Genomic DNA, 25,549 nt, shown 5'->3' with positions numbered 1-25,549 from the left:
AATTCAGAATCAAGGTGGGAAGTTTCGTATAAGAAAAGAAATAGTGTCGTAATCCCTTTGGTCAGGTCTCTAATTCAGAATCTGGTAGTGTGTTTCTGGAATATTGGAAACAGCATAAGGTCGTAATCCCTTTGGTCAGGTCTCTAATTCAGAATTTAAATTATTTTGGAGGTGTTTTATGGTAAACAAAAACTTGTCGTAATCCCTTTGGTCAGGTCTCTAATTCAGAATGGATATTATGAGTGATAAAAGGTTGACCAATTTAGTTGTCGTAATCCCTTTGGTCAGGTCTCTAATTCAGAATTGTTGCATGCAGGTTGCTATATGGTACAAGCTACCTGGTCGTAATCCCTTTGGTCAGGTCTCTAATTCAGAATAAATCGTCGAGACTTCGAAATCGAAGTCTTGACAATCGTCGTAATCCCTTTGGTCAGGTCTCTAATTCAGAATTGTGCAAGCTTGGAAAGGATGGAGAACGGAGGATAAGGTCGTAATCCCTTTGGTCAGGTCTCTAATTCAGAATCTTGTAAAAGATGAGTATGATCGCTTTTTCCTGTCTGCGTCGTAATCCCTTTGGTCAGGTCTCTAATTCAGAATTAGCTTGGGCAGAAAAAATCAGGACACAGAAAATTTTTGTCGTAATCCCTTTGGTCAGGTCTCTAATTCAGAATTATTGGAGTAAAAACAATAAAGAAGCTGTTAGTAGGGTCGTAATCCCTTTGGTCAGGTCTCTAATTCAGAATTTATAGAGGAGCATCGAGACTTCGAAATTGAAGTCTGTCGTAATCCCTTTGGTCAGGTCTCTAATTCAGAATACTATAGAAATCGTAAAAGTTGTTAAACCGAAAATTGTGTCGTAATCCCTTTGGTCAGGTCTCTAATTCAGAATCTAATTACGAAATCAAAAGAGCCTGTGGACACACAGGTCGTAATCCCTTTGGTCAGGTCTCTAATTCAGAATTTTTTTTGGGGGTGTTTTATGTATTGGAATAGGAACGAGTCGTAATCCCTTTGGTCAGGTCTCTAATTCAGAATACTATCTCTTGTATTTTTTTGCAATACAACGAGTAGATTCTTATGTTTCGCATACTTCTTTGTATAAAAAGCAATTTTTCTGTATTTTTTGTCAAAAACAATTTTTTTCATATAATTAATCCTTACACTATAAATAATAACAAAGTTGCGCTAACCTCTGTCAAAAATAAAGCTTTTTTAGAATCCTGCAGGTTGGCGATGCCATGTTATAAAAATATTTCTTTGTCATCCTCTTTAGGGTCATAGTATTCTTTGTTTTCTAAACCATAGCGTACCGTTTTCTCCCAGTCTTTTATACACAAGGGGATTATTGCAAGTGAATCTTCATCCTCTAAAATATGTTTTATTGATTTTTCTATGTGTTCTATTGTTTTTCTATCCGCATAAAGCTCAAAAACGGATTTTTGTACTCTAAGACCATAAGACTCAGATAATTTTGCAACTTTTCTAAGTCTCTTGGCGTCTTTAATGTCGTATATTAATATCCATCTATGCTTTGCTATCATAAGAAAATAACCTCATCAGGATTAATAAACTTTTCTGGACCTGATAATCTAGAAAGTTTTATGCAGTCTTCGCATATAGAATAGGCTACTATAGAATCTTTTTTTGGATCTATGGTTATTCTCAATTCTTTTAATAAATTCTTAAATCTTTCATCATCAGCATCAACTTGGAAACAAGATTTCTGTAGCCTTATACCATATCTTTCACATATAGAAGCTATTTGTCTGAGTCTCTTGGGTTTATCAACTTTGATATCATAACATATTAATCTGAGCATGATATTATTTTATCACAAAAGGTTTGTATTCTGCCTCTTCTCCTATAATAACTCTTTTGAAGTGCCTTATTTGTTCTATTATAATCTTTTCATATGATATCTTTTTATTTAAGGGGGGATAAAATATCAATGTATGCATCTTTTCCTCAAACTGATGTGCTACTTTCTTAAGCCCTTCTTTGGTTAGTATTATTCCGTATATTTTTTCTTCTGTTTCTATTATTTTTTCTTCTCTGGCATCACTGTCTATTGGATACTCATCATCATATGATGAAAAATCTTTCTCTATAAAATCTGATTTTTTTAATATCCCGAGGTTAAATAAAGCACATGTGAGAGTATCACAAATACTAGTTCTGTATTCTTCTATAAGATCAAAGCAGAGTGCTCGTTTACCATAGTCTAGGGTATGCAGATATCCTACATATGGATCAAGGCCTTCTATCATTATGGCAGCATCGATTCTGTATAATAAAAGAGTATATAAAAAACTCAATACAGCGTTTACCTCATCCTTGGGAGGATGCATGCTTCTTCCCTTAAAATTAGCCCATTCTGGAAGTATGTTTTCTTTTAAAGAAGAAAAAAACAACTTAGATCCGTACCCCTCGTATCCTCGCAGTGCATCTATATTGCTGGTTTTTTCTATTGCAGAAAGATTTTTCTGTGCTTCTCTAATGTTTCTTTCTATCCCTACATTATCGTTTTTTCTATTGATTCTTTGCATAAATGATATCTGATTTCTTATTTTACCTCGTATAATGGATCTTATTATCTCTATTTTTTTATTCTCATTTTCTAATAAATCATATTGCTTTTTTCTTAAGAACACATTTTTTCCATCTGAGAATTCTAGCTTGCCATTAAACCGTCCATTCTTGCTTAAGAAAACAGTATCTACCTTGTGTCTCATTATCAGTTTTAATGCATTGGAAGTAATAGCAACAGAACCTATTATGATAATTCTATCAGTTCTATGGATAAATATCTTTCTAGAACTTCCATCTCTGGAATAGAAGCATAGAGCTTGATCTTCTTTTACCATTTTTCCATGATCAGAAACAACATAAACAGTTCCCATGTATCCCCCAGAAATATAGGTATGACTGGCTTTCTCAGGGACTTACATACTACCCCCACTCATATGTAATCCCTCAACCAGTATTTGTCAAAGAACTCGGGAGTTTTGGTTTTAAAAGGAAACATATTTTTATTGTTCTCTAAGTATTTTATTTGCAACTTCTACAAGTTGCATATTTTTTATATGTTTTTCTGTGCTAAGTACTTCTAGAATGTCTCTAAAAATTTTCTTTATGTTTGTCATAAAAGTTTCTGGATTTATTTTCTGTTCTGTTAGTCCTGCGTGGTTTATGTCGTTTCTAAGGTCCTTTAACCAGTTGCAAGGTTTTATAAATTTTTTAATATACTCATGTTTATCCAGTTCTTTGCCGGTTTCTTTGTACGGTTCTTCTTCTTTTGGATGAGTGTTGTTGGTATCTGGTTTTGCCAGATATGTAAAGAACCTGTTGACAGCTTCACGGTTATTTCTTGCGTTATAATCTATATCTATATTATACAAGATAATGGTAATTAGTCCTTCTTGTAGTAGAGTGATTGCCTGTTGTATTAGGTCGTATTTGATGCACAATCTTACAGCTAGCAATATATTCCCTATTGAGTCAGGGGCAAAATCTAATATTGTATCCTCTATTTGTGAATGCAAAGTACTCAAAGGTTTTATGTAGGATACGTCTTGATTATGTAATTCCTCTATTTTCTTCTTTATATCAATAAAAACTCTTCCATTTATGATTTCTTTTATCCTGCAAGTACTCAAAATAGGCCATATTTTTTTTAGAGAGTGAGCAAGGCTCCTTTCTGAAGCAGCTTGCATCTTTTCTAGATCAGTTTTTATATTTTTCATTATTTGATTTGCCAGAAGGTCAATATGGTAAGCATTTCCTGTATTAGCATAGCTGTTAACAGCATTGCTCCATTGCAATAATCTGTCCACTTGGGTAAGTTCTATGATTTTGTATGGCTCTGTAAGCTCTCTATCATATGCACCATAATATATACCTTTTATATCTATATTTTTTACAATTCTCGCATAGTTTATTATCACAAGACCTAACATAGGTATAGATCTAAATGCATGAGTTATGTCAAGTAAAATATCGGAACCATAAGGAATGCTGTTGAAAATATTATCAAATAACTGCCATACGGATTGCTCATCTATTACAGAAGATATATCAACAGCAAAGATCTTATCAGCAGGAATATATTCTTCTAGCTCTCTGTTTAGTCCAGTTTCTGTATCCCAATGACGACTTCTGGCCTCTTTTGTTACAAAGACAATAACTTTGCTGTTTTTATCTTTTAGCTCATCTTTGTATGTGTTTATAATTGCTATCTGCGCATAAGCTGTCTTTATTATAGAATTATCTGGACATTGATATCTTACTTTTTCATAATTACCTGTACCCAAAAATGTTAAAAAACATATGGCCATTTATTCCTCTCTTTATTTATATATTTTCATTGTACACCATCCCATTGGATATAATTGACCATTGTACTCCATTAGAGTTCTGGTTTTACTATGTTTTTTTCTCCTTACTTTCTCTATTGTCATAGCTTCTATATGACTCCATCTCCCAAGACGTAATAATATTTCTCCCTTATCTTTTGTTTCTTTTATATATTCTGCTATCTGGTCATATGTCTTTTTTATATTATCATCGTGATAGCTTTGCCTTATCTTTTTATATTCTTTTTCAAAGACTTTATAGAAAAAATTATTTATATATTCAGCTAATTTTTCTATATTATAATATTTTTCGTTTTTTAATATAAAATCCATTTTGTTTTCTACTTTTTTATTTGCTAGTTCATTATGAATTATTATTTCTCCACTGCTTATTGTAGGTATGGAGTCTATGAGAAGCCCTTTTAATGCTTCGGCATATATATTGATTCTTCTTGTGTTTATACTTGCATCATAATGTACCAGTTTTAAAGGGCTAACAATAAGGTTGTTTTCTATTGGATATGATACATCTTCTATAGAAATCAGCCTGAAAGGATCATCTTTTGCGCTATGATATCCTAATATTTTCTTTTCTACTTCTTCCCTGTTATTATTGATGTTATGTTCTTGGCAGCTGTCTGCGATATTATTTAATACAGCCGTTCTTATTGCTCCTTTTATTGAAGACCCAGGAACTACTAGTCTGTTATTGTTTTTGTATATTTCTGCTATCTCCAATATATTATTTATATCTGTTTTTGTTTGTTTATATTTTTCTACAAATTCATTGCTAGGTTTTGCAGTATATTTTTTACAGCTTTCAAACTTAGCTGTTACTTTTTTGCTCAAAAAGGCTCTCAATTCTTTTATATCATTTTTATCTGTATATTTGTAATATTCTGATAGGTCTTCTTTTGATAATGAATGGATTAATTTTTCTGGATAGAAGATGAGGACTTCTCTCTGTCCGTTTTTTCTTGCTACAGTATATTGGAATGGCGATATACTTTCTCCATTTCCTATATGGATAGCAGTCAGGGGCATTAATTCAAACTTATATTTTTTTGTAACATCGGGGATTTTATTGATATCTGTATTATATTGTTTTTTTAGCTTATATTTTTTCATACTCTTCCTCATTAAATCTAATTACAGGTGCCCATCCCTGATGTACTATTCTATTATCTGTGTGAATATTTTTTATCAATTTGCCTATGTATACACAGTTATTATTATCACAAGAAAATGATGAACCCTCTGTATAAAATATTATTGGTTTTTTAAATGGGTTTGTTATCTGCCCAAAGTAATCCCCTAGTTTACCTCTTTTTAATATAGTGTTGGAAAGCAAATCCAATTGGGAGTATTGGTTGTCGTCTATGACAAAAGGCCCAAGAGCCATTGCTCTGTTACCTTCCTTTGGAAATTCTATTGGGATTATTTCTTTTACATAAATATTCCCAGCACCAGTAGAAGAATCTGCACCATAGCCGCACTCAAAAGCCCAATCAAGATATTGTTTTAATGTATCTTGTTCTAAGTCTGTGCATATGTATATATCAAAAGGTGTTTTTTCTGTTGTGTTGGATGGCTCATACCATATTTCTTCTATTTCGTATAAACCCTGATTTTCTATGGTGCCTCCTGTGAGTCTGTGACAGGTGTTTCGTAATCTTCCTGTAATATGCATCTTGTATTGCTTTTTCTTTTCTGAGTGTTCTAATATAGAACTAGAAGATATTTTTTTGTTTCCAAAAAATATTTCTTCTGGTATATATTTTATTTTTTTTAGTTTTTTTTGCTGTAGATAATCCATGTCCCTGATATTTGATAATATAGGCTTGGGTAAATAGCCACTGGGGAATGCGTTGGATACTACTAATGGGTTCTCCTCTATGTTGGATATAAAATCACTTACAAAATCAGCATCGTTATGGCGTGCGATTCCCCAGATAATATGGCCGAATATTGTATCACCCATTAGTGGTGTTACAAGCTTTCCTTTGAGCTCAATAATTGCTTTATAGGTTTTCATGATTTATGCCCGGATTCATTATTTATTATCCCAATTCAAATTGGGTAATGTTATATTGTTGTTCTCGTTATCCTTGAGGCCTATAAACTCAATACGGCCATTCCCTCTGCTGCCACCTCCACCTAGATAATCGTTTTGCAAGAGAGTTAAACCGGCAAGAACAACAGTTTCAAATAATTCTTCATCAGTTTTTCCTCCATCTCCTGTGTCAAAAACTCTGTAAGAAAGCTCAAAGTCAAATTCTACCCCAGGAACTACTCTTTCTATGGGACGTGGATTGGCTGCTGCTGTTATTCTGTTGAGCTTGTTTTCATTTTTTTCTTCTATAATAATGGCTTCAAAATTGTTTCTAAATTTTTCTGAGATATATGCGTCTCTCATTATTAGTCTTGTGGGTCCGCGGTAAAGGGAGTTGTTGTTTTTATTATCAACAGCAGCACCAAAAACTCTGCATATTTTACAGTCTGCTTTTCCACATTTACAATGTTCTCCATTATTTTTTACTATCTCTTTAGATATTAAGAGTAGTTCTAGTAATGCCCTCATTTTTCCCTTGATAGAAGAACCTGGTATATAGGGGAGTTTTGTTGCTGGATCTCTAATAACGGGATTGTCCATTCCTCCTATTTCTATATTTTCATTTCCTGCACCAATGTGAAGCCCTGTCTTTACAACTATTTTCCCAGTGATTGTTTTTATTTCTTTTAATTTCATTATTTATCTCCTTATTTCGATTAATTTTTTTGATTAGTATTTGCATAAAAATATGCGTATAATGCCTCTATGTACATTGTTAGCACCTTATAATCTTCTGCTGTCTTAACTCTATCAAAACCATCCTGTAATATTTTTTTTAGATTTCCCCACTGATCTTCGTGTTTTTTGTTATAGTTTATTGCCCTTTTTATGGTATATTCCAATTGGGCTTTTTGTAGTCTTACTAGAGGTTCTATTTTTTCCCATCCTTCTTTTTCTATCCTACTGTTTAGGTGTTTAAATTGATTGAATATTCTTCTCATCTGTGTAGAGCTAATACCTGATATTTTTCCTGCATTCTCCTCTGCTTCTTCTATCAACTCTGGGTTTATTGTTTTGTTGTCATCTTTGTAAAATTTTTTCATGTTATTCCTCCTATTTTGTTTCTCTAATGCTGTATAATGCATAAGTTGCTGCTATACCGCTCAGTACTGTTTTTTTCTCCTCTACGGCTAGTCCTTTTAACTCTGTGATCATCTCTTCTTCCTCCTTTTTAATATTTCTTTTTATCATATATGTATAATGGCTTTTCCAAAGGATGTTTTTACTGTTTATGTTTCCTTCTAGAAAGTTTTTTGCCATTCTAGAGTATATTAACAGTCTATATATAAACCTTGCGCTTATGAGCTCTTTTTTTATCCAGTTTTTCATATCTTTGCCAAGCTTGATAAAACTGGAAAAATCTTCCCATGTTGCAGTTATGTCTATAATTGTTATTTTGTTCTTATTTTCTGTATCCTTTGATTTTTCCAGCTCTTCTTCTGCTTTTCTTGTCATTCTTGCTATTGGTAGTCCTTGGTGGATAAAAGCTATTCCGCCAGATATAGTGAGGTTTTCATTGTTACCAACATATTTTTTAAAATCTTCTTGCAGCTCAATGCAAAAGTTCAAAACCTTATCCCATGCTCCTATCAGACATAAGTCATCTCCTCCAGAATAGACACAATATATTGCGTTTTTCCACTCTTCTTTTGTTTCTATTAGTTCCCGTACTCTTACAGAAAAAAAGAAGTCCAGCATTCTACTAAGTGATGCATATCTGGAAATTGATAGATTATTATTAAGCCCTTCTGAAAAGATAAGTCCAAGGTTGTCAAGGTCTGCTTTAAATATTGCAAGATATTTTACGCCCTCAGCTTTTTCTGCAATCTCTGAGAAATCCAATGCTTCTTTACCATCTACTGGTACAGTATAAGGTAGTCTTATAATCCCTCTGCCTTCTTTATATGTATTAACAGATAACATGCCGGATAAAGATAAATTATTTTTTTCGTCAGAATAAAATTCTATTTTGTCTCTAAATAATTGTATATTCCCGTCTTTTAATTTTATATATTTTGCTTTTGGTAATGCTCCTCCTATTTTTATTAAAGTGCTACAGTCAACACAATGGTTTTCTTCTTTTTTTATTGGTTTTACATCACACATTTTACATACATTTGCAGCAGAATTAATCTCATTGTAGTAGTCTTCTATTATATGTCCTTTTTTTTTGAGGCCTCTATGTAATTTTTGTTGCTTACTTATATATGATTTTTTTTGTAGAAGAGAAAATGTATTTTTAAAATCAGTATTATTAGAACTGTTGATCATAAAGTCATTATATGAACATTCTTGTATATCTGATATACAGAGGGCAATTTTCCCTAGATGTTTTTCTATGAAAAACACATCTATTTCTTGTTTAATTTTTTCTAATGTAGTTTTAGCATCATTGTGATTGGGTAAAACTAGTGTAAAACGCCCGCCAGCTGTACTTATTATGCAAAATCTATTTAGATTAAACTCATCTAAAATATATTTTGCTATGGAGTCTGTAACAGCCCTAATTTCAAAACTTCTTGCTCTTAGTATCTTAGTGCTTTTTTCTGTATCTTTAAGATCAAAAAGATAGTTTTGTATTCCTGATATATCTCCAGTTATGAGGCCAAATTTCTTGATATCTTTATTTCTTATTTGTTCTTCGTCCAAATTATTATTCTTACTGTGCCATTGATATAGAACAGAGGCAAAAGCAGCAGTTGTGCGAGAATGATCATATAAGCTTATATCTGGTTGGTCTATTGTACTGGAAGGTATCGCCCATGTCCAATATTCTAGTGTAGAATCAAGTGCTGCCAAATAATCATCAAAATCTTTTTCTTTGATTGAGATGATGCTGTTATATAAACCATCCCATATTTTTTTATAGCATTCTTGATTGTATTTACTCTCTTTACTGGGATAAGCATTTTCTCCTGTAAGTGGTTGTAATTTGTAATATACCTTTTCTTTTTTCCTATTATTGAATATTGATACAGAAGAAAAAACACTTAGCAATGCCTGTTCTTTGGCTTTTTTTAAGAAATTGCTACTTTGTTCTTTATCTTCTTCGTTTTCTTTCCTGTCTGCACCACTTGATAGCCTGTCACTTTCTGCTATTATATGTTCTGCCCAATGTGTCGGAGAGTGATGTCTTGCTGCAAGACTTGCAACTACTCCAGGGCGTATATCAATATTATTACCTATTTCTTTGCATAATTTCTCCATGGCGCCGTAGGTATAGAGAGCATGCCTGTGTGTATAATAATTCCCAACTTTAGATTTTGGAAGGATTTGAGCTTCCATCTCTTTTATGTTGCATGTATTATCTTCTGCTCTCTGTGCTATTTTACCAATATCATGTAACAGAGCAGCTATTATTATTTCTTTGTAGCTCAAACCGTTATATTGCTCCATAATCACTCCTTTGTTATTACAATATGACCAAAACCAAAACTAGTGCTTTTGCCGACCCCCAGCTTTTCTGCAAGCGTGAGCGTCTGCCAGAAAGATTGTGGTGCTCTTCCATGGATTGTAAAGCTTCCCACGATGCCACCAAGCCTCATTGTTGTCTTTTGTCTTCTAGAATATCTTTTATACTCTTTCCATCTAAGAGAAGGTTCTTTTACTGTTACTTCTTCCAATGGTTTTACTGGAATAAACCTTTTTTCTAGATCTTCTGAATATAAAGAAAAAAGTGTATTTATCCTTCTAAATGATGCTAGATAGAAATCTACAGCAGAAAAACTGGAAGTGTATTTGTTATTGACCTTAAACCGCACTGGTGTAATGCATTGTATTTTAAAACAATTTTCTACTGGTCTGTTATCAAATGAATACTCAAGTATATCTTTCTCTATAAATTCTTCTTTTATTCTATTGTTATCTAAAATAGTATTACCCTTATTGTTTTTAATCTCAAGTTTATAATGTACCCGCTCAGAAAAAAGGCCGTTGTTTCCAGCTTCTTTTAGAGCAAAGATAATATGAGGGATATATTCTACAGCTTTGCCATATAACCATATTTCCAAACTCAATTTCTCTACAGTTGTATTGGGTTCTGCGTTGCAAATTATTCTAAATGGTTGGCTGGCTCGATCTCTCCCCGGCAATACAGAAGTATTCTTATCTATTATACTCTCAAACAAAAAAATATAAGCACAGGTTCTTTTGAATGCACATTCATGACATGCTGTCCCGTGAGAAACGCAATGCATTCTGCGCAAGTGATATCCCAAGATACTTCTTATAACAAAAGCAGGATAATTGTCTATTCTTACAGGTTTTTCAAAAAAAAGAGTACATTCTAATGAAACAGATTGTAATTTTGTTGGCATGATTCTTATAATAAACCATGCTAATATTATATGTCAAACAAAATATTATAATTCTTTTTGTATAATATAATTATATCAAATTTCTCTAAGATATCTATAATCTCCAATAATAAAATACGGCCATATGGATGACCTGACCGGTATGAGTGTATTATATATTTAATATTTACCATATTTAGTGTTTAATTCTAGAGCTGCCCATGTCAGTACATCCTCAGAGTCATCTGTACATATGATTTTGAAGCGGCTTCCAAAATTATTCTTATCACAATATGTTGCTACTAGTTCTTTTTTACCATCTATTTCTTTTACACTAAATCCTATTCCTTTTATAGCTTTCTGTTTATTATACGATACAGTATATGCAGTTTTTATCCATTTATTCTCTTTCCAGACTTTTCTCATATACTCTATAAAGTTTTTGGGATAATGGTCTTTTCTAAAAGATGGTTCTTTTCTTTCTTCTTCTCTTGCATCTCTTAGCTCTATTCTTTTTTTATTATTAAGTCTATAGCTTGTAAGTAGAATTTGTCCTATATAGTTGAGGCTGTAGAAGGTTTTACCACCTTCTTCCATTTCTTCTAACAATGCAAGTATCTTTTCTCCAGATTCTGTAAATTCTATTTCTTCCTCAGATAGAATATTACCTTTTTCCATAATAGAAAGAATTTGAGAGTATTCTCCCAGAAAAGAATAATCAAAGGAAATAGGCATCGGAGGAAAATCTATTATTTCTGAAAACCGCTCATGCTTATAACTCACAGGTATGTTTAGTGCAATACCAATAAGTACGGCAATAGCTATCTGAGCTTTGTAACCACCTGTAGCATCGATCATAACATTTTCTTGTCCACCAACTCGCTGTATTATTTGTGCTATTTCTCTTATAAGATTCCTTAAGCCATGAGACTTAAAATCTTTTGGTTTTTTATCTTGTAATTTCTCAACTTTAGAGAACTCTACTTCTGATATTCTTATGATAGAATTTTTTTTAAAATATTCCTGTAATACTCTGCCCGTGTTTTCTCCATCTTCTGTATCAGAAACAAGCAGATACAGTTTATCTATGTTTCTTCTTTTTTTGACTATAAGGTCATAAATAGTATTAATCTCTGCCCCGCAAATTCTATCATATGGTTGCAGTTTTAATAATTCTCTTGCAAGCAGAGTCCAATTTTTATTTTCATAAGCTGATTTTATATTTTCCCAGTTGTCTGGCCTATTGGGAGTTTTTTCTGTCAGTCCGCTTAAATTACCATAAAACAAGCTTGTTCCTACTGTGCAAATAAGAACATTTCTTTTACTCATATCCATGTCCTTTATGTTTTTTATAATTATACCATATCATTGGGGGTAAAATCATTTCTTTATTTATAAACCGAACGGCAGCCCTTACGGGCTGCCTGCCTCTGGCAGATTTTTTATGCAATGTTTTTTTGACATAGTGTCCAGGGATAAAACTTAAAGGGATATGTTATTAGTTTTTATCATCAGGTGTTGGGGTCTGTGATTTCTATGTTTACAGGAACTTGAGAAGAGTATGAATGTCCGTCATATGCACGGTGCATGATGATAATAGAATAGGGGTAAGGGTATGCTGTTGTATCTATAACCACATCCCAGTAGCTGCCCATATCTGTAAAAGATGCCGGTATATCTGTCTCCAGTGTAAGTGTATCATTGTTGATATCGGACTTGATGACCGTATATTCTGCAGTATATCCCCACATAACAGAGAAAGTTCCTCCTGTGGCTACAGGTGCTTCCGGCGGAGTATTTGTGCCTTCTAGTGTCTGTGATAAGGTGCTGGCTCCCAAAATGTTGTCTTTGTCATCGTACAGGATTACACTGATTTGTCTGTTTCCTACCCAGTCCACATTGATGCCAAAGGATTTTCCTGTAAAAGTATCTTTTTCTGTTCCGTCAATAAAGAACTTGCCATAGGAGTATGATAGTTTTTGTGGGTCTATTGTTGCTGTAACTTCTGTATTGCTGTCATGATTGTGTTCTGCTTGTGTTGCAGAAAGGCTTAATCCTACTGCTATATTTAGGTCTATATTTATGTGGGCTGTTGCTGTTTGCCCTGCAGAATCGGTTACTACTAGGGTATTATCTCCCTCAGAAAGTGGTATATCGGATATGTATGATGTACTGCTGCCTGTGTTATGGGCTGTTATGTCAGTAGAATTGATAAATACAGTGCTGATGCTTTTATCATCTGTGGCCGATACTCTTGCTGTTCCATCTCCGTTGTCAGAAAAGCTTTCTATGGTCGGTGGATTGTCAGTGCTGTCTTCTCCTGTTATGGAAGCAATGTCGCATGATGATATGAGTATTGCTGTAACTATTGAATATATGATTATTTTTACATGTAAATATCTCATTTTGCATCCTTAATATTACTATTTTACTTAAGTATAGGGCGTTGTACAGTATTCGTCAATGTTTTTATGGTATGTTTGCCTTTCTTGTGCTTATTTACAGGGGTTTTTTTTTGTTTTAGACTGGATTTTAATATCTTTGTTGGTTTTCAGGAGTTTTTATGGAATGGAGAGCTAGTCATATTCTTGTCAAGGATAAGGCTCTTGGTGAGGAGCTTCTTAAGAGGCTTAAGTCTGGTGCCAGTTTTGAGTCTCTTGCAAGGGAGTTTTCTGATTGTCCTTCTAAGTCCAAGGGGGGGGATCTAGGCTGGTTTTCTCCCGGTCAGATGGTTAAGCCTTTTGAGGAGGCTGTTGCCAAGGCTTCCAGGGGGCTTATCGGTCGTCTTGTTAAGACTCAGTTTGGGTTTCATATTATAAAGAAGACTGGGGAACGCTGATTTTGATGGTTTTGCAGGTGGTTTTTCATGCTGCCTGCTTTTCTTTTTATGTGCCGCAGGCAGGGCAGGGGATGGCTGTTGTACTTTGCCTAGTCCCTGCCCGTTCGGTCTAATTCTTTTTTTAATGCTTTTCTGTCCAGTATCGTTATGTATTTGCCTTCTTTTTTTATTATGCCTTTTTTTGTGAGTATGGAGAGTTCTCTGGATAGCGAGGGTCTGCTTGTGCCAAAGTATTCTGCAAGTGCACTTATGCTTAGTGGGAGTTTTATGCGGTTTTCTGTGTGTGGCATTGCAAGAAGATATCGTGCCAGTTTTTGTCTTATGTTTAGGAAGAGTACAAAGGAAAGGCGGCTGGATAGGGTTATGAGTTTTTCCGATACGTCGGCAAGGAAGTTTTCCATGACTGTAGGGTGCTGGGTAAAGATGTTTATCAGTTCTTCTTTTCTTATTATTGCTGCTCTGCCTGTGTCTGTTGCTATGAGCTCTACAGGGAGAATGGGGTTTTTTGAAAAGAGTATTGCTGGAGCGATTATGCATGGTGATGAGAAGTTTTCTACTGTTACTGTTTTCCCGCTGTAGTCTGTTATGCGGCCTTCTGCTGTACCGGAAAGGAGTATCCATAGTTGTGTGTATTCTGCGCCTTGATGTATAAGGGTCTTACCTGGGTTTAGTTTTGTTATTTGTGGTATGGTTCTTGTAAATATTGTTGCAAGTTCTTTTTCTGTCAGGTTGGCAAATAGCGGGGTTCTTGCCAGCTGTTCCTGTATTGTGTTTTTTTGCATGTTTGTTCCTTTTTTCTGATAAAATTTTCTTATAAAAATACTAAGTTTCTTTAAAAAGTGTAACATTTGTTACGGTTTTTGTCAGCTTTTGGGCGTATATTTTTCTCAGATGTTGAGTTGGAGGGTTTTATGAAGAGAACTATTATTAAAATAGATGAGGATTTGTGTAATGGCTGCGGAGAGTGTATCCCCAATTGTCCTGAGGGTGCTCTGCAGATTATTGATGGTAAGGCCAGGCTGGTCAGTGATTTGTTTTGTGATGGGCTAGGTGCATGTATAGGGCACTGTCCTCTTGGTGCTCTTACTTTTGAGGAGCGTGAGGCTGAGCCGTATGATGAGAGGGCTGTTATGGCCAACATGGTAAGGCAGGGTATGTCTGTTATCAAGGCGCATCTTGAGCATCTTGCCGAGCACGGAGAAAAGGAGCTTCTCAAGGAGGCTATTGCTTATCTTATAGAGAACGATATTGAGGTGCCTGATTTTGAGAGGCCGTCTCATGCTCATGCAGGTTGTCCTTCTGCTCAGGCAAGGAGTATTGAGAAAGCGCAGGTTCCTGCTGCTGTGGGCGATGTGCCTAGCATGCTTGAGCAGTGGCCTGTGCAGCTTAGTCTAGTGCATCCGCAGGCGCCGTATTTTGTGGGTGCAGATTTGCTTATTGCTGCAGACTGTACTGCTTTTGCTCTTGGTGCTTTCCATTCTAAGTTGCTTACGGGTAGAAAGCTTGTTATTGCTTGTCCAAAGTTGGATTCTAATCAGGATGAGTATGTTGAGAAGCTTGCTCAGATCTTTTCTCTGGCAAATATTGCAAGTATTACTGTTGCTATTATGGAGGTTCCTTGCTGTAGAGGGCTTGTTTTTCTTGTGCAGGAGGCGCTTAGGCGTTCTGCTTCTGATATTGCCATAAGGCAGGTTGTAATAGGCATTAACGGAGATGTCATCTCCGATGTAGAAATATAAGAACTATAAAAATTTTGTATATTAGGGGTGTTTTATGAGTATGTTTTGTTTTCAGTGTCAGGAAGCTGCAAAAGGTACGGGTTGTACCGTAAGGGGTGTCTGCGGTAAGACAGATGAGGTTGCTAATCTGCAGGATGTTTATATCCATGTTGTAAAGACGCTTGCTTTTTATCATGCTGCTGCTATGGATGCAGGGCTTGATAAGGCTGCTCTTCTTGAGGATGAGATTATTTCTGCTCTTTTTACAACTATCACCAATGTCAACTTTGATGCTGATGACCTTGGAAGAAAGGTTGTTGCAGCAATAAAGCTTAGAGAAGATGTTAGGGATGAGCTTGCAAAGGCTGGTAAGCTGCCGGATGAGCCTGCTTTTGTTCGCTGGAACGAGGGGACTGTGGAGACTTGGAAGTCTCTTGGCAGTCAGTACGGTGTTATGAGAACTGAGAATGAGGATGTGCGTTCTTTGAGAGAGCTTCTTCTCATAGGGCTCAAGGGTATGGCAGCTTATGCCCACCATGCGGCTGTTCTTGGTTATAGGGATGATGCTGTTATCCGCTTTATGGATAAGGCTCTTCTTGCTCTTGATGATGACAGTCTTGGTGCGGATGAGCTTGTTGGTCTTGTTATGGAATGCGGCTCCGTAGGTGTTACGACTATGGCTTTGCTTGATAAAGCCAATACAGAAACTTATGGAAATCCGGAGATAACAGAGGTTTCCATAGAAGCAGGAGATAGGCCTGGTATTCTCATAAGTGGACATGATCTCAAGGATCTTGAAGAGCTTCTGGAGCAGAGTGTGGATGCGGGTATAGATATCTATACTCACGGCGAGATGTTGCCTGCACATTATTATCCTGCTTTTAAGAAGTATTCTCACTTTAAAGGTAATTACGGAAATGCATGGTGGAAGCAGGTTGAGGAGTTTGAGGCCTTTGCTGGTCCTATTCTTATGACTACTAATTGTCTTGTGCCTCCTCCGTCATCTGCATCTTATATGGATAAGCTTTATACTACAGGTACCGTAAGATATCCTGGTGCAAAGCACATAGAGGACAGAAAGCCCGGCGGGCAGAAGGATTTTTCTTTGATAATAGAGCAGGCAAAGACTTGTCAGCCACCCAAGAAGCTTGAGCAGGGCAGCATAGTAGGTGGTTTTGCACATGCACAGGTCAAGGCTCTTGCAGGAAAGGTTGTAGATGCGGTAAAGCAGGGCAAGATAAAGAAGTTTGTTGTTATGGCAGGTTGTGACGGTCGTTTTAAGACAAGAAACTATTATACAGAATTTGCCTCTGCTCTTCCTGCGGATAATGTTATTCTTACTGCAGGCTGTGCAAAGTACAGGTATAATAAGCTCAATCTGGGTGATATAGACGGTATTCCCCGTGTGTTGGATGCAGGGCAGTGTAATGACAGTTATTCTCTTGCAGTTACTGCACTTGCACTTAAGAATGCTTTTGGTGTTGAGAGTGTAAACGAGCTGCCCATAGTGTACAACATAGCTTGGTATGAGCAGAAGGCAGTAATAGTTCTGCTTGCTTTGCTTTCCCTTGGTGTCAAGAACATCCACCTAGGTCCTACGCTTCCTGCTTTTCTTTCTCCCGGTGTTGCAAAGGTGCTTGTGGAAAACTTTGGCATTGGTGGGATAAGCACGGTTGAAGAAGATATCAAGACTATGATTGGTTAGTGTTTTTTATACCGAACGCGCAGGACGCAGTAAAGTGCGTCCTGCGCTGCCTCCGGCAGTAGATAGGGCAGGCAGAGCAAGGGTTCTGCCTGCTTTTCTTTTTATGTGCTGCAGGCAGGCCGGAATGTAGCCCTTTTCTGACCTTGTTTTAAGAATAGAGCTTAGTCCGGCCGTTCGATTATATAAAAAAAGCCTCCCCAATAGGGAGGCTCTGTTATGCGCACTTGTGTTTTATACAACCTTGACTACTTTTCCTGCTTTGAGACAGCGTGTGCAAATTTTTATGCTCTTTATAGAACCATTGTCGTTTATCTTTACTTTCTGGATGTTGGGCTTAAAGGTTCTCTTGGTCTTGTTGTGCGCATGGCTTACGCTGTTACCGCTTCTTGTTTCTTTTCCGCATATTTCGCATCTGCGTGCCATAATCTACCCCTGCTTGTAAAAGTAGAAGAAAGATATCAGAAATTGTCTGCTTTGTAAAGCCTTGCGTATACTATCTTGCTTTTTTTTGTTCTGCTATGGTTTCTTTTACTGTAAATTCTACTGATGCAGAGTTACCCTTGTTGTCTATGATGTAGAGACGGTGTTCTCCTGCAGGAGGGGATAGAAGAAAGCTGTGCTCCCTTGTTGTTACTCCCAGGTATTTGCCATCAAGATGCCAGTATAGGGGGCTGTCTGTCTGACAGGCTGCTTCTGCAACAACCTGCTCGCGTTTCCCATCCAGGTCAATGGGGATGTATAGGACTGCGCCGGGAGAAGGATAACCTATTTCTACGGTATTTTTCTGTTGCCCTAATATGGGGGGAGGTTCTTGGTATGGATGGCCTGATTTTTGGTAGTAGTATGCTTGGAGTGGTGGGAGTATAAACCAACTTTTGTGCTGCATGAGGGATACAGGGTATGTTGAGCTGTCAACTTGATGCTTACCTTCTGCGTCCAGGTGCAGAAGCTTATGGTATTTACACAGCTCTGATTCTGCTGCTGCTGGAGGCAGCCAAGATATCTTTGTAGTAGGACAGTCCGAGCCTGCCCGCATGCCTGATTCTGTGCATATTTCTACGGGATAGAGTTCTTCTTTTTCTATTGTAAACCAGTCATCTTCAAAGGGTAGACTGCGGAATATGTTAAAAAGCAGCGGAGCTGCTTTTTTTGCTCCCAGCAGTACAGGATTGCCTTCTCCTGTTGCATTTCCTACCCATACAGCAACGAGATAGTGCGGGGTGAGTCCTATGGCCCAGGCATCTCTTTGTCCCCAGCTTGTTCCTGTCTTCCATGCTATCTTTTTTCTTCTTGCAAATATGTCCCAAGATGCTTCTATGCCCGGTCTTGCCAAGTCCTTTAATGTATTGAGCGTAATCACTGCAGATGGCTTGTCTATTATGTTTTTTGTTGCCTCTCCAAGTACTGCTGGTTTTTTATCCATGATGTAGGTATGGGAGAAAAATGGCTCGTCGTATTCTCCTCTAGCTGACCTTCCCAATCCTGCATATAGCTGGCTCAATTCCCACAGACTTATGTCTACTCCGCCTAGTATTATGGAGAGTCCATAGTGGTCTGGAGGAAAGGGCAGCCTTAGCCCTAGTCTCTGCAGCATGGAGTAAAAGCGTCTGTAACCATATCTTGCTGTAAGTATGCTAAAGGGTATATTGAGCGATTCTGTGAGGGCTTTATCTGCTCCTACTATACCATAGTATGTTCTGTGAAAGTTGCGGGGAGAAAAACCACCAAAACTTATGGGTATATCTGGGAGCAATTGAGTTGGAAGTATTTCTCCACTTGTTAAAGCCATTGCGTATAAAAAAGGTTTTAAAGTGCTGCCGGGACTGCGTTTTGCACTTATGCAGTCTACTTTTCCACCATAATCAGGATCTTTTTCCGGTGTATTGCCTATATATGCGAGAACTTCTCCTGTTGCGAGGTCAACGACTAGTGCTGCTGCATTGTGTACATTGTTGTGCATAAGTTCTGTATAATACTGGTCTACTATTCTTTTTACTTCTGTTTGAAGAGATGCCTCTATTGTACTTTTTATTATTTTACCTCTTTGTCCGTCTTCTATTGCTCTTACAAGAAGATGAGGTGCCAGAGTGGGAAAATCATACAGTTTATCAGGTATTTCTTCCTGATAACTCAGGTTTAAGAAATCTTTATCAATTTTTCCTTCTACCCATAGTCGTGTCAGCAGAAAATCCCGCTTTTTTCTTATCTCTTCTTTGCCATGCGGTTGAAAAAAAAGAGCAGGATCTTGAGGCAGTACAGCAAGAAATGCTGATTCTGCCCATGACAGATCATTGAGCTGCCTCGCAAAATATCTCCATGCTGCGGCTTCTATACCTACTATATTCCCGCCAAAGGGTGCATGGCTTGCATATAGCCGTAATATCTCTTCTTTACTGTATTTTCTCTCAATCCTTATGGCCATCCATGCTTCTATTATTTTTTCTATGATTGTTCTTGCTTGTCCTTTTCTTGCCAGCCTTGCAAGCTGCATTGTTATTGTACTGCCACCGCTTATTATTGCTCCTTTGCTTGTATTGAGCTTTATTGCTCTGAGTATTGCGACGCTGTCAATCCCTCCGTGGAGATAGAAGCGTTTATCCTCATATCTTATGAGGGCTTCTATGTATTTTTGCGGTAATTTGTCTGGAGCTGGAAAACGCCACTGCATGTCATCTGCTATCATAGTCTGTATTATTCTGTTGTTTCTGTCTTTGATTACTGTACAGTAGGGGTCATCAAAAAGCTTATCTGGAAGAGGCCAGTAAAAGAGAGTGTATATTATAAGGAAGAAAACAGATAAAAATAATGATAGCGATGTGATGATAGTACGCAGATATAAAAAGGGCAGGGGAGATATATTCTCCCCTGCTATCTGTGTATCTAGAAGTTTATTTATCTGCTTTAAGTACTTTTGTAAAGAATGCCGCACTTTCTGCCCTGATTTCATGGTTGTACATCTCCTCTACCAGAACCGATGGGAAGAAAAACTCTCCCTCGTATGCTGCTGTTGTGAGGAAAACATAGTTTTTCTTTTCTTTTGGCTCTATATCAAAGAAGGTGTATATCCTGTCATCCCTTATGTCCTGATAGCTAAAGCTGCTCTGGTTCTTGGTTATGGCTGTTTCAAAGAGCCTCTGGTTAAGAATCTCCCATCCACTGGGTACTATAAGTGACAGAGCTATGTTCCTGTATTTTGTGTTTGACGGATTTTCAACCGTGATTTTGATTATAATATCTGTTCCTTGTGTTATGTTTTTTGGACTTATTGGCTTTGAGTTTTTATCATAGAATTCCACATCGAGTTTTATAAGGTTTTCCATAGGTTTTGCTTCTCTCAGTGGTGGGTATCCCGATGATATGACTCTGGTATGGATAGGAGAGTCTGTCTTGTTTCTTACTGTGAGTTTCCCTCCTTTTTCTCCATCAAGGGTTATGAGTTGTATGGGTTTATCCGAGTCTATGGATATTATATTATTCTGCCAGCTATATTCTGCCATAACCTTGGATGAGTCTCCTGAGGAGTTTATATACTGTGCTATAGCATACAGACAATATGCAGTAGTATTGGTAGACATCCATTTATCAGAGTTGAGGCTTTCTGCAATATGCTGTGCTATCTTAAAGGCTTTATCCTTATCCTGTATGATGACAAAGGTTTCCAGAGCAATAGCAAGGTCTCTTAGTCCCGAGCCATAAGAATACCACCAATAATCATCATTCTCATATGCTCCCGCTATGAGAGCATTTACATCCGTAATATCTGATATTATATCTTTTGCTATTGTCTTGTTTCCGGATATAGCGTATGCGGCTGCAAGTCTCAGCTTTGCCCTGATGTTTTTATCATCTTGCTTAAGCGCAGCAAGTGTCCTGTTCATAGAACTCATATCAGGATATCCTGCAAGAGCGAGAGTGTATAGTCTGTAGGCTTGGGTATTGTTGAGATAATATTTGTCTTTGTCATATTGCCATTCTCTTGCAAGTTCTTTTTGATAATTCAGCCAATTTTCTGCTGTATAAGATGGAACATAGTAGCCCTTCTTTTTTGCTAGTATGAGAAAGTGTCCTACATAGCTACTAAGCCAATCATAAGAACGTTCCCCAGGCCAGTATGCAAACCCGCCATCGGATGTCTGCATGTCTGTAAGCCTTTCTATGGCTATGTTTATATGGTCTTCTATTGCCTTTTTCTCTTTTTCTGTCAGGTTTGTTATGTCCGGGAGCATTATTTGTGGGAATACACTGGATGTTGTCTGTTCTGCACATCCATAAGGATAGGATATAAGATATTGCAGCCTGGATTCCAGATTGATAGGAGGTATTATGGATAGTTCCAGCTTGTATGTGTTGCCTCCCACAAGGCCTATAGGATTGATATCAAAGCTTTCTGCCGATTTTCCGTTTATGGTAGATGTTATAACTCTTGTAGTCAGTCCGCTTGGAGGCAGCACATCTATCTCAAAATCAAAGTCTGATTTTTGATTGCCTGCCTCCACATATCCTGTTATCTTCCCTATTCCCAGTTGTGTTGTCTTTGCGGTAAAGTATATGTATTGCTCTCCTGCTTCTTTTATATCTACCAACCTGGTCTTGTCTCCTACTATTTCTATTCCGCCTTCTGCTTCTATATATGCTTTTGCCTGATTTCCTATAATTTCCTCCGAGGCTGTAATATTGACAGGTATGGAGAAGGTATCACCGTATCTGGAAACCCTGGGAGCAGTAACCAGTGTCATAAGAGATGCTTTTACTGGAACAGCCTTTTCTGCAGAGCCGTAAGAGCTTTTATCACGGGCAACCACCATTATCCTTACTGAGCCAATATAATTGGGTATGTCTATTGCATGATTAATGGTTTTCCCTGGAGGAAGATAAAACGGTCCCTTTACTATTACCACCGGCTTAAACCTGGTTGCCTGTTTTTTCTGTTCTTGCTCTTCTTCCATGCCTCCGCCACCCGGCCTGAGTATTTTGCCTATACTTAGCTGAGATCTGGACATGATGTATCCGTAAGTATCCCAGATATTGAGTAGCATTGCTTTCTTGGCATAAAAATAATTATACGGGTCCGGGGTCTTAAAGTTGGTTATATCCAATAGCCCCTCATCTACTATTGCAAGGGAGTAGGTCATAGGTTTGCCGTTTTTCTCGGATATCTTGATATTTGCCGTTTTAAAAGGCATGAAGTTTTTATCTGTTTCTATTACAGGACTTATACTGTATTTTTCTTTCTTTATCCTTATTGGCTGCAGTCCGTACATCCTTATGGGTCTGTCGTTTTTTAAGTTATCATATGGCTGTACTAAGAATGCATGTATATACATGGTGCTGTCAAAGTCATCTGTTATGTCAATCTCTACATCTATTGTATCTTTATCCTTTTCTGCTTCCAAATAAATGAGTTTCTTTATTGTGTATGCATCGCTTACTGCGAGATAAAGCTTTGCATCGGGAGAAGAAGGGAAGCTTAGCTTAGCTTTTTCTCCTGGGGTATATTCTTCTTTATCTGGAAAGAAGAACAATACAGATGCATTGCCCGTAACAGCTGCCATATTCCTCCCCCACCATGATGTGTAGACTATTTTTCCTGTTGCATGTCCGGATTTTGGGTCTTCTACGTATATGAGATATCTTCCACCATCATCGAAGGAGAATTTCTGTTTTGCTCCTCCTGTGCTGTCTGTAGTAACTCTCCAGCTCTGTAGTTTTCTGGCATCATATTTTCTAAAAAAATTGGTAAAATCATCCTCTTTATGCCACCACCACCACCAGTTTATTTTATATATCGTTATGTTAAGATTCCTGTTAGGTGCGGGTTTGCCCTCATCTGTTACACTTACTACATTCATCTCATATTCTTTTTTGCTCTCAAAGTCATACCAGCTGTCTTTTTCTCTTGGGAGCATTAGACCTGCATAATGTGTATATGGAGAATACTTGACCGAGCTTGTGTTTATACTTATATCTCCTCCTGTTTCATATGCTCTGCATAGGAAAACCGCTTTGAGAAAGCCTGGTGCTTTTATATTGCCTGGTTTAAAAGTAAAACTTGTTTTCCCATCCTGGTCAGTTTTCTTTTCTGCAGCCTTATCGTAATAAGAATGAAAATCTATAGTAGGATTATCGAAAATATAGGCTTCATAATTGGCAAAGCTTGTTTTTACTGGAAATAAAGAATAGCTTATATTTACCTTGGTATCCTTTGCAGGAGCTCCGTGGAGCCAGCTTACTTCTACTGATATGGGAATACCTTCTTCCGATTGGTGTATTATTTCTGACGGGAATGTTAGCGTTGTTCTCATTCTATTGGGCTTTACTGTCTCTATTGCTATTGCTTTTGTAAACTCTTTCCCGCCTACTTCAAAAACAGCAGACCAATTTCCTGTCATATCATCAGGATCTGTTGAAAACACAAAGTAGTAGAGACGGTTTATATGCTCGGAGTTTACTATCTTTTGCTTTACTTTGCCTTTGGGGTCTATAAGCCTTGCCACTACAGGATAATCCTCAGGAAGAGCTCCTTTCTTATCCTCAAGCATCAGGAAGAGATGGATATTGTCTCCAGGCCTCCATACCTCCCTTTCTCCATATATAAAGGCATCCAGATCATCTTCTCTTACCTCACCACCAATATTGTAGTTGGACATGTCCATCATTGTATCAGGGCTCAGATACAGATATGCATACTCGTCTGCTTTGTTTGCCTTTATAAAAGCACCTTTTGTCTTTGTTTCAAATGACACAAAGCCATTATTGTCAGTTGTTTTCTCTATAAGTTTTTCTCCCTGGAGATTATAAAGCTCTATTTTTGCTGAGGACAGAGGATTTCCTGTCATAGTATCGTTAGCAATGACAGACAGGCTTCCCTTGTTCTGAAAGGCTATCAGGCTTATATTGGATACTGCAATAAAACAGCCTACACGTTGTTTACCACCAGAGTAGTATGTTGTAGTATATGGATCCATGCTTTTGTAGTAATCATCATTGTAATAGTAATAATCACTGTAATAATCATTCTTTTTTATGGGAGTTTCATAGTCATCTGCATAGGTCTTATCACTCAGTTTTTCTGCATCTTCCTCCGGTATGCCTATAAAATACCTTCTGTTAAAATCAATCTCTACCCTATAGACCGACTGCTTATTAATCTCTATATAATCAGCCAGATTGATTTTATAATCTTCCAATGTAGAAAGATTGTTATTTGTATACCTGTCCAGTCTTACAGTAAACTCTGCAACAGGCCTTCCCACATAAGAGATATAAGAACTGTTTTGAGAGTTGATTTGCACAAACCTCTTGTAGAAATCCAGCATATTATGTGGAAAAACTTCTATGACGGTTATATCTACAGCCCTAAGACTTATTGCCCTAAACGGCACATAAGCATCCTTCCCCTGCGGAATTATTCCGCCCTGGATATTGAGCTGTACCTTGGGCTTGGGAATTATTTTTAGGCTTATCTGTGTGGAATAATCTTTTTCCATGGATGTACCGTAAACACTCTTTAAATCCTTTGATATCTTGATGGTTGTATTCTGTGTATCTGGCTTTATTCTGGTGAAAAATACGGAAAGTATGTTACCGTTTATACTGGTGTTGATTTCTGTGTTTGATGAAGTTATAAGGGAAGAGATGTTTTGTTCTGTGTCTATAGGAGTTGAGAAATAAAGAAGAAGCTTTCCTTCTTCTCTTTGGTAATCCTGCCTTGTCACAACAAATTTGCCAAAGCCTGGTATGACTGCTTCTCTTTTTACCTCGCCTTTTCCTCCCACTGCAGAAAGGTCAATAGAAATGTTATACCGCTGTTCTTCCTTGGTTTGTGGAATATCCTTTATGGAGAATGTGTGATTTGTTCCATCATGTTCCCATTCTATTGGCTTTTTTATATCTGTTTTTAGAGCCCTTTCTAGGGCATCATTATCCACAACATCCGACATTCGCAGGTTGCCCTGGATTTCTATGCTTCTGTTGCCCTGTGAATAAGTTTGCAGATTAAGATAGTTTACTGCAATCTCCGGTATTTTTATCTCTGCGGAGAACCTGTCTATCTTTGGTTTTTTATCAAAAATGCGGTTAAGCCATACAGTATAAGAATAGGACACTCCCTGTTTAAACCCTTTTTCCGGCTCAAAGACAATAATACGGTTAGTTTCCTTAGTTGTTTTTCCCTTTATAGCTGGGGAAATAGTAAGGATATTATCAGGAAGCTCATCTCCAATTTTATAATCCTTAAGAATATCCTGAGAAAAAGTAACTTCTATCTTGCCCTGTCTTGACAGGCTTCCTTGTGTATAAGAAAAAACATATTCACGGAGAACCTGTGGGTCTATTTTTTCGTTGTATTTTTGCTGAGCTTTATTACATGATACGAGTGCAGCTATCGCAAAAAAAAAGATAAGCAGCCTTTTCATTTTTACCCCCTTATTAATAAAGAAAACCATAGTGGTTTTCATAAAAATTATATCATATTTTTTTTATCCTTGGATATACAGAATCAATAGGATTATTTTTTATACCGAACGCG

General features: G+C 37.0%; 19 protein-coding genes and 1 CRISPR repeat array (1 of these 20 cut by a window edge). Of the genes, 3 read left to right on the top strand and 16 right to left on the bottom strand.

What is annotated here, in order from left to right; all coding sequences use genetic code 11:
* A CRISPR array of direct repeats spans positions 1-1,035; the repeat unit is 36 nt; unit sequence GTCGTAATCCCTTTGGTCAGGTCTCTAATTCAGAAT; it reaches 470 nt to the left of the window's first position.
* A gap of 206 nt (positions 1,036-1,241) precedes the next feature.
* The 12 genes from cas2 (WKV44_00500) to WKV44_00445 all read right to left on the bottom strand — a co-directional run bounded on the left by cas2 (WKV44_00500) (position 1,242) and on the right by WKV44_00445 (position 13,165).
* Positions 1,242-1,541, bottom strand: a complete 300-nt coding sequence (gene cas2, locus WKV44_00500; GenBank protein MEM5947017.1) for a CRISPR-associated endonuclease Cas2 — start codon at positions 1,539-1,541, stop codon at positions 1,242-1,244.
* Positions 1,538-1,819, bottom strand: coding sequence for a CRISPR-associated endonuclease Cas2 (gene cas2 / locus WKV44_00495; GenBank protein MEM5947016.1), 282 nt, complete (start codon positions 1,817-1,819; stop codon positions 1,538-1,540). The genes cas2 (WKV44_00500) and cas2 (WKV44_00495) overlap by 4 nt, the downstream gene beginning before the upstream one ends.
* Positions 1,820-1,823: 4 nt before the next feature.
* Entirely contained in the window at positions 1,824-2,900 is a 1,077-nt protein-coding gene (gene cas1 / locus WKV44_00490) for a CRISPR-associated endonuclease Cas1 (GenBank protein MEM5947015.1), read from the bottom strand.
* Between the two features lie 129 nt (positions 2,901-3,029).
* On the bottom strand, positions 3,030-4,334 hold the full coding sequence (csx2, locus tag WKV44_00485) for a TIGR02221 family CRISPR-associated protein (protein MEM5947014.1): 1,305 nt from the start codon (positions 4,332-4,334) through the stop codon (positions 3,030-3,032).
* 12 nt (positions 4,335-4,346) lie between these two features.
* A complete protein-coding gene (csm5, locus tag WKV44_00480; GenBank protein MEM5947013.1) occupies positions 4,347-5,480 on the bottom strand; it encodes a type III-A CRISPR-associated RAMP protein Csm5 in 1,134 nt (377 codons plus the stop codon).
* On the bottom strand, positions 5,467-6,387 hold the full coding sequence (locus WKV44_00475; GenBank protein ID MEM5947012.1) for a hypothetical protein: 921 nt from the start codon (positions 6,385-6,387) through the stop codon (positions 5,467-5,469). Before WKV44_00475 ends, csm5 begins: the two co-directional genes overlap by 14 nt.
* A gap of 18 nt (positions 6,388-6,405) precedes the next feature.
* Entirely contained in the window at positions 6,406-7,101 is a 696-nt protein-coding gene (gene csm3, locus WKV44_00470) for a type III-A CRISPR-associated RAMP protein Csm3 (GenBank protein MEM5947011.1), read from the bottom strand.
* 20 nt (positions 7,102-7,121) lie between these two features.
* The gene (gene csm2, locus WKV44_00465) at positions 7,122-7,508 is read right to left on the bottom strand and encodes a type III-A CRISPR-associated protein Csm2 (GenBank protein MEM5947010.1); all 387 of its coding nucleotides are present in this window, start codon (positions 7,506-7,508) and stop codon (positions 7,122-7,124) included.
* Between the two features lie 10 nt (positions 7,509-7,518).
* Complete coding sequence (gene cas10, locus WKV44_00460; GenBank protein MEM5947009.1) at positions 7,519-9,861, bottom strand: type III-A CRISPR-associated protein Cas10/Csm1; 2,343 nt, start codon at positions 9,859-9,861, stop codon at positions 7,519-7,521.
* Positions 9,862-9,863: 2 nt separating this feature from the next.
* Entirely contained in the window at positions 9,864-10,781 is a 918-nt protein-coding gene (cas6, locus tag WKV44_00455) for a CRISPR system precrRNA processing endoribonuclease RAMP protein Cas6 (GenBank protein ID MEM5947008.1), read from the bottom strand.
* Positions 10,782-10,940: 159 nt separating this feature from the next.
* Positions 10,941-12,089: a putative CRISPR-associated protein gene (locus WKV44_00450; protein ID MEM5947007.1), complete on the bottom strand. Its 1,149-nt coding sequence runs from the start codon at positions 12,087-12,089 to the stop codon at positions 10,941-10,943.
* 182 nt (positions 12,090-12,271) lie between these two features.
* Positions 12,272-13,165, bottom strand: a complete 894-nt coding sequence (locus WKV44_00445) for a hypothetical protein (protein ID MEM5947006.1) — start codon at positions 13,163-13,165, stop codon at positions 12,272-12,274.
* A 158-nt stretch (positions 13,166-13,323) separates the two neighbouring features.
* On the opposite strand from WKV44_00445, the gene WKV44_00440 reads away from it, so the two are divergent.
* Positions 13,324-13,599 carry a peptidylprolyl isomerase gene (locus WKV44_00440; GenBank protein MEM5947005.1) on the top strand — a complete coding sequence of 92 codons (276 nt, stop codon included), beginning with the start codon at positions 13,324-13,326 and terminating at the stop codon, positions 13,597-13,599.
* An 89-nt stretch (positions 13,600-13,688) separates the two neighbouring features.
* Here the strand turns inward: WKV44_00440 and WKV44_00435 are convergent, their stop codons facing one another.
* A complete protein-coding gene (locus WKV44_00435) occupies positions 13,689-14,381 on the bottom strand; it encodes a Crp/Fnr family transcriptional regulator (protein ID MEM5947004.1) in 693 nt (230 codons plus the stop codon).
* Positions 14,382-14,510: 129 nt separating this feature from the next.
* On the opposite strand from WKV44_00435, the gene WKV44_00430 reads away from it, so the two are divergent.
* Both WKV44_00430 and hcp read left to right on the top strand, forming a co-directional pair.
* Complete coding sequence (locus tag WKV44_00430; protein MEM5947003.1) at positions 14,511-15,338, top strand: 4Fe-4S binding protein; 828 nt, start codon at positions 14,511-14,513, stop codon at positions 15,336-15,338.
* 34 nt (positions 15,339-15,372) lie between these two features.
* Complete coding sequence (hcp, locus tag WKV44_00425; protein MEM5947002.1) at positions 15,373-17,022, top strand: hydroxylamine reductase; 1,650 nt, start codon at positions 15,373-15,375, stop codon at positions 17,020-17,022.
* 231 nt (positions 17,023-17,253) lie between these two features.
* Here hcp and rpmB read toward each other — a convergent pair whose 3' ends face one another.
* The 3 genes from rpmB to WKV44_00410 form a co-directional block, all read right to left on the bottom strand.
* Entirely contained in the window at positions 17,254-17,445 is a 192-nt protein-coding gene (gene rpmB, locus WKV44_00420) for a 50S ribosomal protein L28 (protein MEM5947001.1), read from the bottom strand.
* 70 nt (positions 17,446-17,515) lie between these two features.
* The gene (gene pbpC, locus WKV44_00415; GenBank protein ID MEM5947000.1) at positions 17,516-19,969 is read right to left on the bottom strand and encodes a penicillin-binding protein 1C; all 2,454 of its coding nucleotides are present in this window, start codon (positions 19,967-19,969) and stop codon (positions 17,516-17,518) included.
* Positions 19,911-25,436, bottom strand: a complete 5,526-nt coding sequence (locus WKV44_00410; protein MEM5946999.1) for an MG2 domain-containing protein — start codon at positions 25,434-25,436, stop codon at positions 19,911-19,913. The genes pbpC and WKV44_00410 overlap by 59 nt, the downstream gene beginning before the upstream one ends.
* Between the last annotated feature and the right edge of the window lie 113 nt (positions 25,437-25,549).

This window comes from Spirochaetia bacterium 38H-sp (assembly GCA_039023545.1).
In the GTDB taxonomy this organism is placed as follows: Bacteria; Spirochaetota; Spirochaetia; order Winmispirales; family Winmispiraceae; genus Rarispira; species Rarispira pelagica.
This window is presented reverse-complemented; position numbering and strand designations above follow the sequence as displayed.

Bases quoted from the DNA above. Each gene is read 5' to 3' on its own strand.
- csm5 (MEM5947013.1), bottom strand. From the start codon at position 5,480: ATGAAAAAATATAAGCTAAAAAAACAATATAATACAGATATCAATAAA.
- hcp (MEM5947002.1), top strand. From the start codon at position 15,373: ATGAGTATGTTTTGTTTTCAGTGTCAGGAAGCTGCAAAAGGTACGGGT.
- csx2 (MEM5947014.1), bottom strand. From the start codon at position 4,334: ATGGCCATATGTTTTTTAACATTTTTGGGTACAGGTAATTATGAAAAA.
- WKV44_00435 (MEM5947004.1), bottom strand. From the start codon at position 14,381: ATGCAAAAAAACACAATACAGGAACAGCTGGCAAGAACCCCGCTATTT.
- WKV44_00450 (MEM5947007.1), bottom strand. From the start codon at position 12,089: ATGAGTAAAAGAAATGTTCTTATTTGCACAGTAGGAACAAGCTTGTTT.
- pbpC (MEM5947000.1), bottom strand. From the start codon at position 19,969: ATGAAATCAGGGCAGAAAGTGCGGCATTCTTTACAAAAGTACTTAAAG.
- cas1 (MEM5947015.1), bottom strand. From the start codon at position 2,900: ATGGGAACTGTTTATGTTGTTTCTGATCATGGAAAAATGGTAAAAGAA.
- cas2 (MEM5947016.1), bottom strand. From the start codon at position 1,819: ATGCTCAGATTAATATGTTATGATATCAAAGTTGATAAACCCAAGAGA.
- rpmB (MEM5947001.1), bottom strand. From the start codon at position 17,445: ATGGCACGCAGATGCGAAATATGCGGAAAAGAAACAAGAAGCGGTAAC.
- WKV44_00430 (MEM5947003.1), top strand. From the start codon at position 14,511: ATGAAGAGAACTATTATTAAAATAGATGAGGATTTGTGTAATGGCTGC.
- WKV44_00475 (MEM5947012.1), bottom strand. From the start codon at position 6,387: ATGAAAACCTATAAAGCAATTATTGAGCTCAAAGGAAAGCTTGTAACA.
- csm2 (MEM5947010.1), bottom strand. From the start codon at position 7,508: ATGAAAAAATTTTACAAAGATGACAACAAAACAATAAACCCAGAGTTG.
- cas10 (MEM5947009.1), bottom strand. From the start codon at position 9,861: ATGGAGCAATATAACGGTTTGAGCTACAAAGAAATAATAATAGCTGCT.
- cas2 (MEM5947017.1), bottom strand. From the start codon at position 1,541: ATGATAGCAAAGCATAGATGGATATTAATATACGACATTAAAGACGCC.
- csm3 (MEM5947011.1), bottom strand. From the start codon at position 7,101: ATGAAATTAAAAGAAATAAAAACAATCACTGGGAAAATAGTTGTAAAG.
- WKV44_00445 (MEM5947006.1), bottom strand. From the start codon at position 13,165: ATGAGATATTTACATGTAAAAATAATCATATATTCAATAGTTACAGCA.
- WKV44_00410 (MEM5946999.1), bottom strand. From the start codon at position 25,436: ATGAAAAGGCTGCTTATCTTTTTTTTTGCGATAGCTGCACTCGTATCA.
- cas6 (MEM5947008.1), bottom strand. From the start codon at position 10,781: ATGCCAACAAAATTACAATCTGTTTCATTAGAATGTACTCTTTTTTTT.
- WKV44_00440 (MEM5947005.1), top strand. From the start codon at position 13,324: ATGGAATGGAGAGCTAGTCATATTCTTGTCAAGGATAAGGCTCTTGGT.